The 14,968-nt window shown below is 50.2% G+C and carries 19 protein-coding genes; 7 read left to right on the top strand and 12 right to left on the bottom strand.

All coding sequences use genetic code 11. From position 1 onward, the window contains the following. Nucleotides 1-75: 75 nt before the first annotated feature. The 3 genes from ACEPPX_RS02555 to ACEPPX_RS02545 all read right to left on the bottom strand — a co-directional run bounded on the left by ACEPPX_RS02555 (nucleotide 76) and on the right by ACEPPX_RS02545 (nucleotide 1,627). Nucleotides 76-426, bottom strand: a complete 351-nt coding sequence (locus ACEPPX_RS02555; RefSeq protein ID WP_235284607.1) for an MliC family protein — start codon at nucleotides 424-426, stop codon at nucleotides 76-78. 17 nt (nucleotides 427-443) lie between these two features. Then, a complete protein-coding gene (locus ACEPPX_RS02550; protein WP_047761282.1) occupies nucleotides 444-626 on the bottom strand; it encodes a zinc-finger domain-containing protein in 183 nt (60 codons plus the stop codon). Between the two features lie 71 nt (nucleotides 627-697). Further along, on the bottom strand, nucleotides 698-1,627 hold the full coding sequence (locus ACEPPX_RS02545; protein WP_047761240.1) for a branched-chain amino acid transaminase: 930 nt from the start codon (nucleotides 1,625-1,627) through the stop codon (nucleotides 698-700). A 328-nt stretch (nucleotides 1,628-1,955) separates the two neighbouring features. Between ACEPPX_RS02545 and ACEPPX_RS02540 the strand changes: the two genes are divergently transcribed. The 3 genes from ACEPPX_RS02540 (at nucleotide 1,956) to ACEPPX_RS02530 (ending at nucleotide 4,077) form a co-directional block, all read left to right on the top strand. Next, entirely contained in the window at nucleotides 1,956-2,282 is a 327-nt protein-coding gene (locus tag ACEPPX_RS02540) for a LapA family protein (protein WP_047761241.1), read from the top strand. Between the two features lie 6 nt (nucleotides 2,283-2,288). Next, nucleotides 2,289-3,458 carry a lipopolysaccharide assembly protein LapB gene (gene lapB / locus ACEPPX_RS02535; RefSeq protein ID WP_047761242.1) on the top strand — a complete coding sequence of 390 codons (1,170 nt, stop codon included), beginning with the start codon at nucleotides 2,289-2,291 and terminating at the stop codon, nucleotides 3,456-3,458. A 130-nt stretch (nucleotides 3,459-3,588) separates the two neighbouring features. Next, nucleotides 3,589-4,077 carry a DMP19 family protein gene (locus tag ACEPPX_RS02530; protein WP_047761243.1) on the top strand — a complete coding sequence of 163 codons (489 nt, stop codon included), beginning with the start codon at nucleotides 3,589-3,591 and terminating at the stop codon, nucleotides 4,075-4,077. 38 nt (nucleotides 4,078-4,115) lie between these two features. On the opposite strand, the gene ACEPPX_RS02525 is transcribed toward ACEPPX_RS02530, so the two are convergent. The 4 genes from ACEPPX_RS02525 to xseA all read right to left on the bottom strand — a co-directional run bounded on the left by ACEPPX_RS02525 (nucleotide 4,116) and on the right by xseA (nucleotide 8,141). Further along, the gene (locus ACEPPX_RS02525) at nucleotides 4,116-4,577 is read right to left on the bottom strand and encodes a nuclear transport factor 2 family protein (RefSeq protein ID WP_416622824.1); all 462 of its coding nucleotides are present in this window, start codon (nucleotides 4,575-4,577) and stop codon (nucleotides 4,116-4,118) included. A gap of 462 nt (nucleotides 4,578-5,039) precedes the next feature. Continuing rightward, on the bottom strand, nucleotides 5,040-5,309 hold the full coding sequence (locus ACEPPX_RS02520; RefSeq protein WP_416622823.1) for a hypothetical protein: 270 nt from the start codon (nucleotides 5,307-5,309) through the stop codon (nucleotides 5,040-5,042). 446 nt (nucleotides 5,310-5,755) lie between these two features. After that, complete coding sequence (miaA, locus tag ACEPPX_RS02515; protein WP_416622822.1) at nucleotides 5,756-6,703, bottom strand: tRNA (adenosine(37)-N6)-dimethylallyltransferase MiaA; 948 nt, start codon at nucleotides 6,701-6,703, stop codon at nucleotides 5,756-5,758. An 82-nt stretch (nucleotides 6,704-6,785) separates the two neighbouring features. Then, nucleotides 6,786-8,141 carry an exodeoxyribonuclease VII large subunit gene (xseA, locus tag ACEPPX_RS02510; RefSeq protein WP_416622821.1) on the bottom strand — a complete coding sequence of 452 codons (1,356 nt, stop codon included), beginning with the start codon at nucleotides 8,139-8,141 and terminating at the stop codon, nucleotides 6,786-6,788. A 256-nt stretch (nucleotides 8,142-8,397) separates the two neighbouring features. Between xseA and lpxK the strand changes: the two genes are divergently transcribed. From lpxK to adk, 4 genes are all read left to right on the top strand, one after another. Beyond that, the gene (gene lpxK / locus ACEPPX_RS02505) at nucleotides 8,398-9,432 is read left to right on the top strand and encodes a tetraacyldisaccharide 4'-kinase (protein ID WP_416622820.1); all 1,035 of its coding nucleotides are present in this window, start codon (nucleotides 8,398-8,400) and stop codon (nucleotides 9,430-9,432) included. Next, nucleotides 9,432-9,614 carry a Trm112 family protein gene (locus ACEPPX_RS02500; protein ID WP_047761248.1) on the top strand — a complete coding sequence of 61 codons (183 nt, stop codon included), beginning with the start codon at nucleotides 9,432-9,434 and terminating at the stop codon, nucleotides 9,612-9,614. Before lpxK ends, ACEPPX_RS02500 begins: the two co-directional genes overlap by 1 nt. After that, nucleotides 9,611-10,378: a 3-deoxy-manno-octulosonate cytidylyltransferase gene (kdsB, locus tag ACEPPX_RS02495; RefSeq protein WP_416622819.1), complete on the top strand. Its 768-nt coding sequence runs from the start codon at nucleotides 9,611-9,613 to the stop codon at nucleotides 10,376-10,378. Before ACEPPX_RS02500 ends, kdsB begins: the two co-directional genes overlap by 4 nt. Before the next feature lie 153 nt (nucleotides 10,379-10,531). Continuing rightward, a complete protein-coding gene (adk, locus tag ACEPPX_RS02490; protein WP_047761250.1) occupies nucleotides 10,532-11,179 on the top strand; it encodes an adenylate kinase in 648 nt (215 codons plus the stop codon). Nucleotides 11,180-11,278: 99 nt separating this feature from the next. Here adk and ACEPPX_RS02485 read toward each other — a convergent pair whose 3' ends face one another. The 5 genes from ACEPPX_RS02485 to ACEPPX_RS02465 form a co-directional block, all read right to left on the bottom strand. Next, on the bottom strand, nucleotides 11,279-11,761 hold the full coding sequence (locus ACEPPX_RS02485; protein ID WP_047761251.1) for a GNAT family N-acetyltransferase: 483 nt from the start codon (nucleotides 11,759-11,761) through the stop codon (nucleotides 11,279-11,281). 101 nt (nucleotides 11,762-11,862) lie between these two features. Beyond that, the gene (locus tag ACEPPX_RS02480) at nucleotides 11,863-13,002 is read right to left on the bottom strand and encodes a 5-(carboxyamino)imidazole ribonucleotide synthase (protein ID WP_416622818.1); all 1,140 of its coding nucleotides are present in this window, start codon (nucleotides 13,000-13,002) and stop codon (nucleotides 11,863-11,865) included. Between the two features lie 127 nt (nucleotides 13,003-13,129). Continuing rightward, nucleotides 13,130-14,461: an MFS transporter gene (locus ACEPPX_RS02475; protein WP_047761253.1), complete on the bottom strand. Its 1,332-nt coding sequence runs from the start codon at nucleotides 14,459-14,461 to the stop codon at nucleotides 13,130-13,132. Beyond that, a complete protein-coding gene (gene ccoS / locus ACEPPX_RS02470; RefSeq protein WP_416622817.1) occupies nucleotides 14,445-14,639 on the bottom strand; it encodes a cbb3-type cytochrome oxidase assembly protein CcoS in 195 nt (64 codons plus the stop codon). The genes ACEPPX_RS02475 and ccoS overlap by 17 nt, the downstream gene beginning before the upstream one ends. After that, a complete protein-coding gene (locus ACEPPX_RS02465; protein ID WP_414629260.1) occupies nucleotides 14,639-14,959 on the bottom strand; it encodes an HLGFF motif protein in 321 nt (106 codons plus the stop codon). The genes ccoS and ACEPPX_RS02465 overlap by 1 nt, the downstream gene beginning before the upstream one ends. Between the last annotated feature and the right edge of the window lie 9 nt (nucleotides 14,960-14,968).

Here is a 14,968-nt window from a genome sequence, read left to right as displayed (position 1 = left end):
TCGATTGTATATTAAAGAGGTGCTTATCCGAGATTGCAAATGTTTTGAGGTATAGGTATCGGATTTTAGAACCAATCAGCTGTCTGTTTCTTGGTATCGGATTTTTTGGTTACGGCGGATGAGGGTGGCTGCATTGTCTTGAACATGCCAGCGGGTATTGCCGTTGCTATATTCCGCCCCTTGCGCCCATGCGCTCACTTGGGTCAGAACCTCTACCGTGCTGCCTTGGCGAAGCTCGACAGCCAGCGGGCTGCGGTCGTTGAGATAAACGGCCGTGATGCGTCTGCCGTTGGCTGCCCGGTAAGAGATGGTGTTGTTTTGTATCTCGGCGACAACCGGCGTAGGAGCTTCGGGGCGCACGGCACGTTGTGAACCGCATGCGCTAAGTAGGGCAGCCAATAAAAGGGGAAGATATCGGCGCATCATGTTGTATCCCGCTGCTGTTAATGGTGGCCTTTGGCTTCGCCTTCCAAATGGTAGACGGCACCGCAATACGGGCATTCGATAGAGCTGTTGGATTCGATCGGCAAAAATACGCGCGGGTGGCCGTTCCAAGTTTCATTTTGCGGGCCTGAACAATGCAGCGGTAAATCGTGTGGTGTGATAACGATGGTTTGGTCGTTCATATATGTTTCTTTCATATCGGATATAGGTTCGAATAGGCCGTCTGAAACGCATTCAGACGGCCTGAAAAAGCTTATTTTACATAAGTCAGCAAATGGCGGTAAGCGGGATTGCGGCCGCACACGATATCGAAAAAGCGGCTTTGGATGTCGGTAGTAACCGGGCCGCGTTCGCCGATACCAATTTGGCGGTTATCGATTTCGCGTATGGGCGTTACTTCGGCTGCCGTGCCGGTGAAGAATACTTCGTCGGCAATATAGAGTTCGTCGCGGGTAATACGTTTTTCCACTACTTCGAGGCCGATTTCTTTAGCGATGGTGATAACGGTACGGCGGGTAATGCCGTCTAATGCAACGTCTAAAGCGGGGGTGTAGAGAACATTATCTTTCACCACAAAAATATTTTCCCCCGATCCTTCGGCAACATAACCTTGTGCATCCAGCAAGATAGCTTCATCGTAACCGCCCTGCTGGGCCTCCGTATTAGCCATAATCGAATTCATGTAGTTGCCGTTGGCTTTGGCTTTGATCATGGTAATGTTGGGGTGGTGCCGGGTAAACGAGCTGATTTTGCATCGGATTCCGCGTTTGAGGCCTTCTTCGCCGAGATAGGCGCCCCACGCCCAAGCGGCTACGATAACTTGGACATCGTCTTCTTTCGGCGCAATACCGAGTTTGGCCGAACCGTAAAATGCCATCGGGCGGAAGTAGCACGAACTCAGGCCGTTGGCTTTGACAACATCGATATGCGCCTGATTGATTTCTTCTTTGCTGAACGGCAGCTGCATGCCGGTGATTTTTGCAGAGTTAAACAAGCGGTCGGTGTGTTCTTGCAAACGGAAAATAGCCGGGCCTTCGGCGGTTTCGTAAGCACGCACGCCTTCGAATACGCCCATGCCGTAGTGCAGGGTATGGGTAAGAACATGGGTTTTGGCCTCGCGCCAATCCACCAATGTGCCGTTGTACCAAATTTTTCCGTCGCGATCGTCCATTGTCTGAGCCATGATGTCTTTCTTTCTTCTGAGTAGATTTGAAACTTGTGTTGGATGAATACTGTAAGTTTCAGGCGGGAAACGGCTGAGCGGTACGCAGCACAGATAACGGTAGGATAAATCGTTTTATAAAACCGGCGCGGTGCGTGTGGCAGCTGCCGGAGAGTTTCAGACGGCCTGAATATCCGATTATTCTATTATACAGATTGTGTACAAGCAACCGTGCCGGCTAAGGGGTACGGCATATCGGATAACGCAAAGGTACTAAAATCGTTTAAACTAATAATAATCTCCTTTCTGCCTATTGGCCGGATGTCTTGTTTTTTATCGGAGTGCGATGATGAAAGCCATTTCCTTAATTTTTAAGATACTTATTTTATTGGTATTTTTGTTGCTGGCTGTCAGTAATGTACAGACCGTTCAATTTTTCTACCTACCCGGCTATGAAGTAAGCTTGCCGCTGATTGTCGTGTTGTTCGGCGCATTTGTAGTTGGAACCGTGTTTGGTATTTTTGCAATGTTCGGGCGTTTGCTGCGCTTGCGTAGCGAAAATAACCGTCTTCGGGCAGAAGTGAAGAAAACCGCGCGTATGGGCGAACAGGATCTGCAGACTCCCGCCGCTTCTGAAACGGTTGTCGTACCAACTACCGTATCCAAGGCGGAATAAGCGCGTATGGATAATGAAATTTGGATGTGGCTGCTGCCGATTTTCCTGCTGCCGGTATTTTTTGCGATGGGTTGGTTTGCGGCTCGGGTAGACATGAAAACGGTATTGAAACACGCTAAAACTGTTCCTGCCGGTTTTTATAAAAGTTTGGATGCGTTGGTAGACCGCCAAACAGGGCGCGCTGCCAGAGAATTGGCTGAGGTAACCGATTTGCAGCCGCAGTCGTACGAACTGAATTTAACTTTGGGCAAACTTTACCGCCAACGCGGTGAGAACGATAAAGCGATTGCGATGCATAAAGCTTTATTGGATGCACCCGATACCGTGGGCGAAAAGCGCGAACGGGTTTTGTTCGAGTTGGGGCAGAACTACCAAAGCGCGGGGCTGGTTGACCGTGCCGAACAGATTTTTCTCGGTTTGCAAAACGGCAATATGGCTAAAGATGCCCGTGAGGTGCTGTTGGGCATTTACCAGCAAGACCGCGACTGGGGCAAGGCGATTGAAATGGCTCAGTTGCTCAGCCATGACGAGCAGACTTACCAATTTGAAATCGCCCAATTCCATTGCGAGTTGGCGCAGGCTGCGTTGTTTCAATCTGATTTTGAGACGGCTCGCCAAGAAGTGCGTAAAGCCTTGGATGCCAATCGAAAATGTACCCGCGCCAATATGATTTTGGGCGATATCGAGCAAAAACAGGGCAATCTTCAGGCCGCAATTGATGCTTATACCGCGATTGAAAAGCAAAACCATGCTTATCTGAGTATGGTGGGCGAGCGTTTGTATGATGCCTATGATGCTTTGGGTAAGCCGCAAGAGGGTTTGAATGTACTGACGGGTTATGCGAAAACCTTTCCGCAGCTTGATTTGATTAATGTGATTTATGAAAAATCACTACTGCTTCACGGTGAAGCCGCCGCGGCCCAAACAGCCATAGACTTGGTACGCCAGAAGCCCGATTTGCAAGGCGTTTACCGTTTGCTGGGTTTGCAGATTAGCGAAATGGATCCGACTTGGAAGGCAGATGCGGATATGATGCGCGCGGTAGTCGGCCGGCAATTGCAAAAAGCGGTGATGTACCGTTGCCGAAACTGCCATTTTAAATCACAGGTATTTTTTTGGCACTGTCCGGCCTGCAATAAATGGGAAACGTTTACGCCCAACCGTATCGAAGTTTAACCCACGAAACAAGCGGCTTAGTTCAGATTGCAGCCGCTTGTTTGTTTTTGGCGACCCCGTTTCAGACGGCCTGAAAACAGCCGGTGGATTTTTGTAAAGAATATTGATTGAATTTGAAAGAGATGTGGTTATGAACCGTTTGTCTTTACCCGAATATGATCCGCAAGATCCGGCGGCTTTTCTTTATACTTTAAGCGATGCCTATTTGGCTTACGCCCAAGAGCATGGCGATACCGAAATGGCAGCGTTGAACGATGAACAGCATACGCTCTTGGCATATTGTTATTTAGATAGCCAAGTACAAGAGGGCGGTTTTATCCAGTTGATTGCAGCCGGCTACGGCGAGTATGTATTGATGAATCCTCTGGCCGACAGCTTGCGCCGCTGGCGTATCAAACCGACACCGAAAATACTTGATAAAGCTAAAGCTTTGTATATCAAGCACGGAGAAGCCATAGAAGAATTGTCGGCACAGGAAATTCCGCTGGACGATATTCGTGCGCGCTTTGGTGATTTTGAAGAGTTGGACGCCGATTACTACGATACGGCGGATCAAGATTTGATCACGGCGGCGGAATATGTGCAGGATAACGCGGAAAAATTTACCCTGATCGGATAAATTTTTTTTCGCATTGCCGACAAAAACTCGCGGAAGAATTAAAACATACCTCGACCGCTTGCGCTGCTTTCGGGAACAGGCATACTGACGTCCCAATGTTCTACAATCTTACCGTTATTGTTCAGGCGGAAAATATCTACTACCGCATTGCCGGGATCCTCCGGTGTTTTTTTACTGTTGACGTGAAGTACCACCAAATCACCTTCGGCGACTACTCGTTTGATATGCGGGCGTGATTGCGGATATTTTTGAAAAAACGGCGTGAGTGCATCTATTAGTGCCTGCCCGCCGTCGGGTATACGGGGGTTATGTTGCAGATACTCCTGACCGATATAGCGTTCAACTGCTTGCTCGGGCTTGTGCTGATTGAAAGTTAAATCATAAAAAGCCAACACATTGGCTTTGTTGCGTTCCAACGTTGATGCGGATTGGCCGGTAATAGAAGTGGCGCATGCGCTTAAAAAGAATAAGCCGATTATTGGTAAAATTTTGATCTTCATGTTTTTCTTTCTATTTTGATTGCAGTGGGTAAAAGAGAGCTTATGCCCGGCGGCAGAACGCATATATGGCCCTCAGGCAGAGTAGGGTAAAGAGGTGGCGTATATTTTTATCCCAATTAATCATTCAAAGGTAAATATTTTTAGGAAAATGCCGTCTGAAAATGGATATTTCAGACGGCATTTGTTTGGCCTGCTGTATGAATGAAGTAGGGATGGCACACATACATGGTTTGAAAATAAATCATCCGGCCTGCTGGAGTTCAGGCCATATGTATTTCAACCGTTGGTTTGGCAGTAATCTGATTTGCTGATGTGGATTAAGCAATGTTCAGAAAAGAGCTGCGGGATAAAATTCACAAAAAAGGCAAAGTATTAGCCGTATAAGGTTGGAATTTTATTCCGACAATTATTGTATGGTTTGTGTTTTACCCTGATAGTTCTTATAGGCCGGATAGTAGCGGGTTAGCGTTGGCCGGCGTGGCGGGCGCGGAAATTGTCGATGGTGAAGAGGTTATAATCCGCTCCGTCGCGATCACCTGTATAAACCAGTTTTACACTGTCATCGTTTTTAGCTGCGCCCAGCACTGAGGTGGGGGCTGGTTTTACCAAACCGCGAGCTTCAAGATCCGCATGTGGTTGGAAACCGTAAGGGTAGTTGTCCGTTGGTGCGCCACTGGCTAAGGCGGCAGTTGCGGTGAAACCCAGTACGCTGGCTAAGATAAGTTTTTTCATCATTTTTTCCTGTTTTGAAATGTTTTCGGGAGCTGTTTTGTCTCGATGAAATGCAGTGTACCCGTGCGCACTCGGCGGATAAACGGGTATTTTGTTGAAAGATGTTTTCCTACTTGGAAACATTAAATATTGTTAACATTTTAATTTTATTTTTTAAGGAAATTTAATAGCTCGAAGATAAAGACGATACAAATCAAGATGTAAAAATGCCGTCTGAAAATTTTCAGACGGCATTTTTTATAACAAAGCAAATGTTTGCCGATATATTTAAAGCAGTTTGTTTTGCTGATTAACTCTATCTTTATATGGCAAAATACTAAAATTTGATATGGAAATAATTATTTAAAACAAATAATTGTTGTTGAATTTGCAGCCTGAAGAAAGGTTGTGGCCATATTCCACGCCAATACTTGGAATAAAATCGCCAAAAATGTTTTTGGGGGAATTTAACCGAGATCGCCGAAGTGGCGTTTTGCCAAAGTTTCGGCTTGTTGTTGCCAGTCATTGCCGGAATAGGGGTCAAGGGTATGGGCAAGCGGAATTTTACGTAGCCAAGTGAGCTGGCGCTTGGCCAATTGTCGGGTAGCGGCGATGCCTTTGTCGACAAAATCTTTATAATCGGTATTTCCTTCCAAATAGTCCCAAGCTTGGCGATAGCCCACGCAGCGCATGGAGGGTAAGTCGGGACTGAGAGTGGGGTAGTTTCGCCGTAATATCTCGACTTCTTCTATAAAACCTTGCTCCAGCATATTTTTGAAACGGCGGGCGATTTGTGTGTGCAAGAGGGAGCGGTCGGCTGGAATCAGCGCTACCGTACACAAATCAAGCGGCGGAACATAGGCTTGTTGTTCGGCGAAATGGGTACTCAAAGGTTTGCCCGTGAGCCGGAATACTTCAAGAGCGCGTTCGATACGCTGGCTGTCGGCAGGTTGTAGCCGGGCAGCGGTAATGGGATCGGCTTCTTGCAGCCGTGCATACAGGCCGGCAAGGCCGATACGCTGTTTCTCTTCTTGCAGGGCGGCGCGTACGGCGGGATCTGCTTCGGGCAGATTGTTGAGGCCTTCGGTGAGTGCGTGGAAATACATCATGGTTCCGCCGACGATTAACGGCAGGCGGCCGCGTGCATGGATTTCGGCTGCCAAACGGACGCAGTCGGCCACGAAATCGGCAGCACTGTAAGCTTCTAGAGGAGAAATGATATCGATAAGATGATGGGGAACCGCGGTACGTTCGGCAGCCGTGGGTTTGGCCGTACCGATGTCCATGTCGCGGTATACCAAAGCGGAATCGAGGCTGATGATTTCAACTGGAAGGGTTTGCGCCAATTGCAGGGCAAGGCCGGTTTTGCCGCTGGCGGTCGGGCCCAGCAGGGCGAGGGCTTTCGGTGTTTGCATAATTTTTTCCGGGTATCCCTTTATGGGGGCGATATTATTGCAGATGCCGTCTGAAAATATGCAGCCGGCAAATTTTTGCAGGTTACGAATAATCGAATAAATCGGGTTGGGCCTGTTCGCTGGTTACGCGTACGTCGGTTTCGCCATCGGCAAATACGATATGCAGTTTTTGGCCTTGCTTGAGCTGTTGGGCGCTGAGTATAACTTGCCCGCGGCTGTTGCGTACGACACTGAAGCCGCGTTCGAGGATATGTTGCGGCGAAACGGCGTCAAGCAGGGCGGTTTGTTTTTCTAAGCGGCGGTGGTTGCGGTCGAACAGGTTTTGCCAGTTTTGCCGCAAGTTACTTTGCAGCGTTTGAATGTGGAGGGCTGCACGGGCGGTGTCGGGGCGAAGGTGGGCAAGGATTTGCTGTTGCCGCAACAATTGCTGGCTACCGTAGCGGTGGTGGTTTTGCATGGCGAAATGCAGGTTTTGCCGGAGTGCGGCAATATGGTTTTTCTGTTCGGTTAGTTTTTGGCGCGGATGGCGTACTTGGCGGGCGGCCCAATCCAGCCGTTGGCAGGCATCGTAATAGCGTTGCTGCAAAATGCTTTGCAGTTGCGCGGCGGTTTGTTGCAATTTGCGTTGTTGTTCGGCGCGGTTGGGGCTGACTAATTCGGCGGCACCGGTCGGGGTGGGCGCGCGGACGTCGGCAACGAAGTCGGCCAAAGTAAAATCGGTTTCGTGGCCGATGCCGCTGACAACGGGGATGGAGCAGGTTTCGATGGCGCGCACAACGGCTTCTTCGTTAAAAGCCCATAAGTCCTCGATGCTGCCTCCGCCGCGACAAACAATCAGTACATCGGTTTCGGCACGCTCGGATGCTGTTTGAATCGCTTGGGCGATTTGCAGTTCGCTGCCGGCTCCCTGTACAGCAGTCGGATAAATGATAACGGGTATCTCGGGCGCACGGCGCTTCAGCGTGGTGGCAACGTCGCGCAAGGCTGCCGCCGCTAAACTGGTGACGATACCGATGGCACGGGGATGCGTAGGAATGGCGCGTTTGCGCTCCGCTGAGAATACTCCTTCTGCCTGTAATTTTGCTTTGAGCTTTTCGTAGGCCTCGTAGAGTTGCCCCAACCCTTTCAGGCGTACTTCGTTTACGGTGATTTGAAATTCGCCGCGGGCTTCGTAAATGCTGATGCGGCCCGATACCTCGATGTGGTCGCCTTCTTTCAATGCGCCACCGAGTTTGGCGGCAACACCTTTAAACATGGCACAGCGAACTTGGGCACGGCTATCTTTCAGGGAAAAGTAGTAATGCCCGCTGGCGGCGCGGGTAAGGTTGGAGACTTCACCCGCAACCCACAGCCCGAACAGGTTTTGTTCGAGCAGGTTTTTAGCGAGTGCGTTCAGTTCGGAGACGGATACGGCAGCAGGGGCAAAAAGTTCGGACATTATCAATACGGTCTGAAACGGCAAAAGGCAAAGCGGGAATTATAGTCAAATCGCCGTCTAAACGGTATGTTTTCGCATATTTTCCGCAAATGATTCAGACGGCCTGTCTATCCTGCGGCCTGACAGTTCATTTGCCGTTATAATGCTTTTGCGTGCAGTGGTATAAACTTACGGCACGATCTGTGAGGGTATTACCCCTATTGTTTCATATGTATAAATATTGTTTTTCAAATCAAGGCCGTCTGAAAATCCTCATATGCCCAAATTACATCAGATTATCGAACATCATTGGCAAAACCCCCGGCTTTGGTTGGGGCTGTTGTTGTGGCCGTTATCACGAATTTTTACAGCGTTATCAAGTGTGCGTCGCTATCTGTATCGGATAGGCCGTCTGAAAAGCGAGGCTTTGCCGGTGCCGGTTGTAGTGGTGGGTAATATCCATGCGGGGGGTACGGGTAAAACTCCGGTAACGGCGGCGTTGGTAAGCGGTTTGCAGGCCCAAGGTGTAAAGGTGGGCATCATTAGCCGCGGTTACGGGCGTACGGGTAAAGGGATACATGTATTAAGCCCGCAAAGCCGTGCAGCCGATGCGGGTGACGAACCCTTGATGTTGTACCGCCAAACTGGCGCACCGACGGCAGTGGGCAGTAGCCGCGTAGAAGCGGGGCGCGCTTTGTTAGCAGCGTATCCGGAAATTGAATTGGTGATTGCCGATGACGGTTTGCAGCACTATGCCTTGCGGCGTGATGTGGAAATTGCCGTTTTCCCCGCTGCCGATATCGGGCGGGCGGATTTGGATTTGTTGCCCAACGGTGCTTTGCGGGAGCCGTTTAGCCGTGTTCAACAGGCCGATGCGGTGGTAGTAAGCGGCGGGAACGGTGTGAATGGGAAAGAATATTTTCCGGCAGGTATGCCGCTGTTTGGCAGCCGTATTGAAAGCGGCAGGATTTACCGCCTGAACCGTCCTGATATTTTGTTGGAAACAGGCCGTCTGAATAATATGCGGATCGCGGCGGTGGCGGGTATCGCTAGGCCCGAGCGTTTTTTCCGCAGTTTGCAGGCAATGGGGATTGAGTTGGTTGAAACCCGTGCGTTGCCCGACCATGCCGCATTGACTTCGGCCGATTTGCCCAAGGCCGATATGGTCATCATTACCGAAAAAGATGCCGTAAAATTAGCCGATTTGCACGCGGATAATGTGTGGGTGCTGCCGGTTTGTGCGATAATCGAACCTGACTTGGCGGCGTGGCTGGTCGGCCGTTTGAATCTGAATACAAAGAAAGAAGCCTAATGGAAAAAAAATTTTTGGATATTCTAGTATGCCCCGTATGTAAAGGCGCATTGGAATACAAACAGGAAAAGCAGGAATTATGGTGCCGCCAGAGTAAACTGGCTTATCCGATTAAAGACGGTATTCCGTTTATGCTGGAAAACGAAGCCCGCCAACTCAGCGATGAAGAGCTGCACCAATGAATAATTTTGTCGTCTTGATTCCCGCGCGTATGTCGTCTTCGCGGTTGCCGCGAAAAGCATTGGCCGATATTTGCGGCAAACCCATGGTAGTGCGTGCTGCAGAGCAGGCGCAAAAAAGCCTTGCCGCGCGTGTGGTGGTGGCGACGGATCATGCGGAAATTGCCGAAGCTTGCCAAACGTACGGCATTGGGGTTGTGATGACGGCGGATACCCACGAGAGCGGTACAACGCGCTTGGCGGAGGCCGTGCAAAAGCTGGAATTGCCTACGGATACCATAGTTGTTAACGTTCAGGGTGACGAACCGCTGATTGATCCGGAATTGGTGAACCGTACGGCGGCCGCCTTGGCGGGCAGTAGCGCGCCGATGGCAACGGCGGCACATGAAATCCACGATTTCGATGAATTTATGAATCCCAATGTAGTCAAAGTGGTTTTGGATAAAAACCGCCGTGCGATTTATTTCAGCCGTGCGCCGATCGCCTATCCGCGCGATAGTATGCGTGCGGGTGAGCGCAGTCTGCCGCAAGAGGCCGCACCTTTGCGCCATATCGGTATTTATGCCTACCGCGCCGGCTTTTTACAGGATTATGCGGCCATGAGCGCATCGCCTTTGGAAAATATCGAATCGTTGGAACAGTTGCGAGTTTTGTGGCACGGTTATCCGATTGCCGTAGAAATCGCCGCCGAAGCTCCTGCAGCGGGTGTGGATACCCAAGAAGATTTGGACCGTGTGCGCGAGGTATTCCGACATCTTCAAAAATAAAGTAGCGGCGGTATTAAAAATATGCAGAAGCCGTCTGAAAAGTTTTGCTGAAAACTTTTCAGACGGCTTGTAAACGTATTAATATAATCACAAACAACACACGCTTCAGTTTTTGAAATTCATTTATTTGATGACATTGTAAGGAAAATATATATGAAAGCATTGCTTCTCGGTGCCCCCGGCGCAGGTAAAGGAACCCAGGCCCAGTTTATTACCGCCGCCTTCAATATTCCGCAAATTTCTACCGGCGATATGTTGCGCGCCGCCATTAAAGCCGGTACGCCGCTGGGTTTGGAAGCCAAGAAAATTATTGATGAAGGCGGTTTGGTGCGCGACGACATCATCATCGGTATGGTGAAAGAGCGTATTGCCCAAGAAGATTGCAAAAACGGTTTTCTGTTTGATGGTTTTCCGCGCACTTTGGCGCAAGCCGAAGCGATGGTTGAGGCGGGCGTGGATTTGGATGCTGTGGTGGAAATCGACGTGCCTGACGAAGTTATCGTGAACCGTATGAGCGGGCGTCGGGTACATCTGCCTTCCGGCCGTACTTACCATATCGCCCACAATCCGCCTAAGGTTGAAGGCAAAGACGATGTTACCGGCGAAGATCTGATTCAGCGCGATGATGACAAAGAAGAAGTGGTGAAAAAACGCTTGGATGTTTACCACGAGCAAACAGAAGTGCTGGTAGATTTTTACAGCAAACTCGAGGGAGAGCATGCGCCAAAATACATCAAAGTAGACGGTACCCAACCTGTTGAAGCCGTGAAGGCAGAAGTCTTGGCTGCTTTGGGTAAATAACCGTTATTTAAGCAAACTGCTTTGCAAAACGCCATCTGAAATTTTCAGACGGCGTTTTATTGCGTATAGACATTGCAAAGATGCAGTTGTCGGAAACGATTAAAGATATTTACGCATCAATTCGCATTCGACGGTTACTTCGCGGTTGAGCGGCAACATGGCGGCTCCTAAAGATTCGTAGCCGTTGAGTTTGTAAAAGCCGATGGAATTTAGTGAGGCGTAAAGCTTCAGCATGCTTAAACCGGCTTCGGCGGCAAGCTCTTCCGCTCTTTGCAGCAAGGCCGTACCCAAGCCGTGGTTATGTACAAACGGGTGTACATACAGCGCATCTAATTCAGCCTCCCGCAAATCAAGCTGGAAAAAGCCTTGGATGTGGTTTTTATATTCGACTACCCACAGTTTTTTATATTCGTCTGCCAGTGTATCGAGGTAGCTTTCGGGGCTGAGCAGTGCGCTCCATGCCGATAGAATACGGTCGTCATAGCTGCGGGCGCAGGTGTATTGTACGGAATACAGATGCGCGTTGTAGATATGTTCGCAATCGTGCACGGAGGCAGGGCGTAGAACGGTAATCAGACTCATGGCATTTAGGCTTGAAAAAGTGGGTGGCGGGAGTCATCCGGCGGCATTGCTGCCAAACGGTTTTCATTTTCAGGCGTATATTTCATTGCCCGATACAAGAATTATAGCGATTGGTGTAACTTTTGGGCAGCTTCCAATGCACTATCCGCAGTTTCGGCCAATATGGTGAAATGCCCCATTTTCCTTCCGGCGCGGGCGGCGGCTTTACCGTATAGGTGCAGGTGGACACTACTGTGGGTTTGCAGCGGCTGCCAGTTTGGTTCGCCGCCATTTTTCGGCCATACGTCGCCCAAGATATTTGCCATACAGGCAGGGGTGAGCAGGCGGGTTTCTGCCGGCGGAAGGCCGCACATCAGGCGGACTTGTTGTTGGAATTGATCGGCGCAACAAGCATCTAAAGTGTGGTGGCCGCTATTGTGCGGGCGCGGGGCGATTTCGTTTACGACTAATTCCTGATTGTCGCCGACTACAAACATCTCCACCGCCAGCACGCCTATGTAGTCCAATTCGTCGGCAAGGCGGCAGGCCATGGCGCGTGCCTGCTGTTGAACGCTGTCGGGCAGGCGTGCCGGAATAATGGAATAGGCGAGAATACCGTTTTCATGAATATTTTCGGCAGGATCGAAAGTGCGGATTTCTTGTGTGTTCAGACGGCATACCACTACTGAAATTTCGGCACGCAAATCCACCATTTTTTCTAACACGCAGTCTACGCTGCCGTGGGCTGCAAAGGCGGCTTCGAGTTCGGCCAGGGTGGTGACGCGGATTTGACCTTTACCGTCGTAACCGAGAGTGGTGGTTTTGAGTATGCCCGGCAGAAAGTCGGTACTGCTTGCGGTAATATCCTCTGCTTTGCAAATGGCTTGGTAGGGGGCGGTTTGTAACCCTGCTTTTCTGATCCAAGCTTTTTCCTGAATACGGTTTTGCGCAATGGCCACGCAGTCGCCGCTAGGTGATACGCGCGTGTGCCGTGCCAGCATCCGCATCGCATCCGCATTAACATTTTCAAATTCGGTGGTGACGGCGGCACATTTGGCCAGCTCTGCCAGAGCGGCTGAATCGTCAAACGGGGCGCACAAATGACGGTCGGCAAAGGCAGCGGCCGGAGCGAGCGGATCGGGGTCCAGTACGGTAACGCGGTAGCCCATGGTTTTTGCGGCAACGGTAAACATACGGCCGAGCTGGCCTCCTCCGAGTATACCAAGCATGGCGGGAGGCAGGATGGGGGTGGTCGGATTCATATCGGAAGCTGTGAAGTGGTAAGAATCATTTAAAGGCGGATATTTTAACAGTTTATGAGGCCGTCTGAATATTTTTCGGACGGCCTTCGAAAGGTTGGAATAAGATGGCGCTGTCTCTTGCCGATATTTATTCCGAATGGCTGTCGCGCTGCTTTTTCCGGCCGAAGGTTTTGATATCTTTCCAGAATAAAGGCTCCCGTTTGAAGAGTAGGGCCAATAGAGGCAAATTGCCGAGTGCCACAATCAGATACAGCAGGGTAATACTGTCGAAAGCCCATAAAAGTACGGCGCTGAGCAGGGCGGCTACCACCATAAACATACCGTTCACGATATTGTTGGCAGCAACGGCATGGGCGCGGAAAGTATCGCTGCTGGCGGTTTGCAGCCAAGTATAAAGCGGTACGGAGAAAAAACCGCCGAAAAATCCGATCGCAATCATGGTCAGCATAACCGGCCAGGCATTGGCTTGTGCCAAAAACCACAATAGGCCGCGCAACTCGGTAAAGTGTTGGGTGTGCGTGAGCCAAACCAACAGCGTGCCGGCGGCAGTGAGTCCGACCGCACCGAAAACGACCAAACCCAAATGCAGCTGCTGATGGCTGAGTTTGGCGCACAATACCGAGCCTGTGGCGATACCGATAGAAAACAGTGCCAACATCAGGTTGAATACATTATCGTTGCCGCCTAAATGGATTTGGGTGAACGTCGGCAGCTGGGTAGTGTAAACCGCACCGATAAACCAAAACCATGAAATACCGATAATGGCGGTAAATAAAGGCGGCTGAGCCATGGTTTGCTTAATTAAGGAGCGGGTGCCGCGGATAATATTCGGGTCGATGGCGGCGGCAGGGTCTTTAGCGGCGACCGTAGGCATGAAAAAGCTGCTGAGCGTACCGAATACGGCCAAGAGAATGACCAAGGTGCCGGTAATATTGGGATTAAAGCCGGCAATGACCGTACCGAGAATCTGACCGAATAAAATGGCTAAAAATGTTCCCGACTCTATCAGGCTGTTGCCCATCAGCAATTCTTTACGCTCCAAATAATCGGGCAGGATGGCATATTTCAACGGGCCGAAAAGAGTGGATTGGGCACCCATCAGAAACAAACACAACAGCAGCAACGGGGCGGACTGTATGTAAAAACCGAATGCCGCCAAAGACATGACCGCTATTTCCAGAATTTTAATAATCCGTGCCAATTTGGCTTTGTCATATTTGGTGCTGAGTTGGCCGGAAACGGCGGAAAAGAGAAAGTAGGGCAGGATAAACAACAAGGCGCCGAGATTGAGCATCTGGCTGGGCGGTAAAAAATCATTGTGCCCCAAGCCGTAGAAGCTGATCATGACAAACAGGGCGGTCTTGAACAGATTGTCGTTGAAGGCGCCGAGAAATTGGGTGCCGAAAAGCGGAGCAAAACGGCGGCTTCCGGCGAACCCCAGGTTATTTTTTAGGCTCATTTTCACTTTCTTGGCGCGAGGAGGTTAGGCCGTCTGTAGAATCGTCGTCCATCAGAATGCGGTGGGCTGGGCCTTCCAAATCATCAAATTGCCCGTTTTTGCCCGACCACCAAAAGAAATAGGCAATCATAAATGCCAAAATGATGCTGATCGGGATGAGGATGTATACGCTTTCCATCAGAGGGTTCCGGTTAAGTCATTCAATACAAGCGTTTGGCCGCCGAGACTGAGGTATTCGTTACGGATACGGCCGATGGCCGATTCGCCGTCCGAGAGGGTAACGCCGTCTTTTTCCACCTGCCAATAAAGAGGAGTATCGGAGGATTCAAGGGCGGATAATACCTGTGCGGCGGCGCTATCGACCTGAGGGTTTTCGCTTTGAAGCTTGACGGCAAAACGGCCGCCTTGGGGCTGGGCGGCGTGTTCATCGTCCGGCAGCATAATTAAAAAGCCTAAATGCGTGCCGTTTGGGGTGTGGATACTGAAATAATGCATCATTTTCTCAGG

This window comes from Neisseria sp. S1 (assembly GCF_048060015.1).
GTDB classification, from domain to species: Bacteria; Pseudomonadota; Gammaproteobacteria; order Burkholderiales; family Neisseriaceae; genus Neisseria; species Neisseria arctica.
Note: the sequence above shows the minus strand (reverse complement) of the source record. Positions and strands in the feature narration are given on the sequence as shown.

What these genes read in the sequence shown, in the direction of transcription:
- ACEPPX_RS02555 (WP_235284607.1), bottom strand. Translation starts at nt 426, where the DNA reads ATGATGCGCCGATATCTTCCCCTTTTATTGGCTGCCCTACTTAGCGCA.
- ACEPPX_RS02550 (WP_047761282.1), bottom strand. Translation starts at nt 626, where the DNA reads ATGAACGACCAAACCATCGTTATCACACCACACGATTTACCGCTGCAT.
- ACEPPX_RS02545 (WP_047761240.1), bottom strand. Translation starts at nt 1,627, where the DNA reads ATGGCTCAGACAATGGACGATCGCGACGGAAAAATTTGGTACAACGGC.
- ACEPPX_RS02540 (WP_047761241.1), top strand. Translation starts at nt 1,956, where the DNA reads ATGAAAGCCATTTCCTTAATTTTTAAGATACTTATTTTATTGGTATTT.
- lapB (WP_047761242.1), top strand. Translation starts at nt 2,289, where the DNA reads ATGGATAATGAAATTTGGATGTGGCTGCTGCCGATTTTCCTGCTGCCG.
- ACEPPX_RS02530 (WP_047761243.1), top strand. Translation starts at nt 3,589, where the DNA reads ATGAACCGTTTGTCTTTACCCGAATATGATCCGCAAGATCCGGCGGCT.
- ACEPPX_RS02525 (WP_416622824.1), bottom strand. Translation starts at nt 4,577, where the DNA reads ATGAAGATCAAAATTTTACCAATAATCGGCTTATTCTTTTTAAGCGCA.
- ACEPPX_RS02520 (WP_416622823.1), bottom strand. Translation starts at nt 5,309, where the DNA reads ATGAAAAAACTTATCTTAGCCAGCGTACTGGGTTTCACCGCAACTGCC.
- miaA (WP_416622822.1), bottom strand. Translation starts at nt 6,703, where the DNA reads ATGCAAACACCGAAAGCCCTCGCCCTGCTGGGCCCGACCGCCAGCGGC.
- xseA (WP_416622821.1), bottom strand. Translation starts at nt 8,141, where the DNA reads ATGTCCGAACTTTTTGCCCCTGCTGCCGTATCCGTCTCCGAACTGAAC.
- lpxK (WP_416622820.1), top strand. Translation starts at nt 8,398, where the DNA reads ATGCCCAAATTACATCAGATTATCGAACATCATTGGCAAAACCCCCGG.
- ACEPPX_RS02500 (WP_047761248.1), top strand. Translation starts at nt 9,432, where the DNA reads ATGGAAAAAAAATTTTTGGATATTCTAGTATGCCCCGTATGTAAAGGC.
- kdsB (WP_416622819.1), top strand. Translation starts at nt 9,611, where the DNA reads ATGAATAATTTTGTCGTCTTGATTCCCGCGCGTATGTCGTCTTCGCGG.
- adk (WP_047761250.1), top strand. Translation starts at nt 10,532, where the DNA reads ATGAAAGCATTGCTTCTCGGTGCCCCCGGCGCAGGTAAAGGAACCCAG.
- ACEPPX_RS02485 (WP_047761251.1), bottom strand. Translation starts at nt 11,761, where the DNA reads ATGAGTCTGATTACCGTTCTACGCCCTGCCTCCGTGCACGATTGCGAA.
- ACEPPX_RS02480 (WP_416622818.1), bottom strand. Translation starts at nt 13,002, where the DNA reads ATGAATCCGACCACCCCCATCCTGCCTCCCGCCATGCTTGGTATACTC.
- ACEPPX_RS02475 (WP_047761253.1), bottom strand. Translation starts at nt 14,461, where the DNA reads ATGAGCCTAAAAAATAACCTGGGGTTCGCCGGAAGCCGCCGTTTTGCT.
- ccoS (WP_416622817.1), bottom strand. Translation starts at nt 14,639, where the DNA reads ATGGAAAGCGTATACATCCTCATCCCGATCAGCATCATTTTGGCATTT.
- ACEPPX_RS02465 (WP_414629260.1), bottom strand. Translation starts at nt 14,959, where the DNA reads ATGATGCATTATTTCAGTATCCACACCCCAAACGGCACGCATTTAGGC.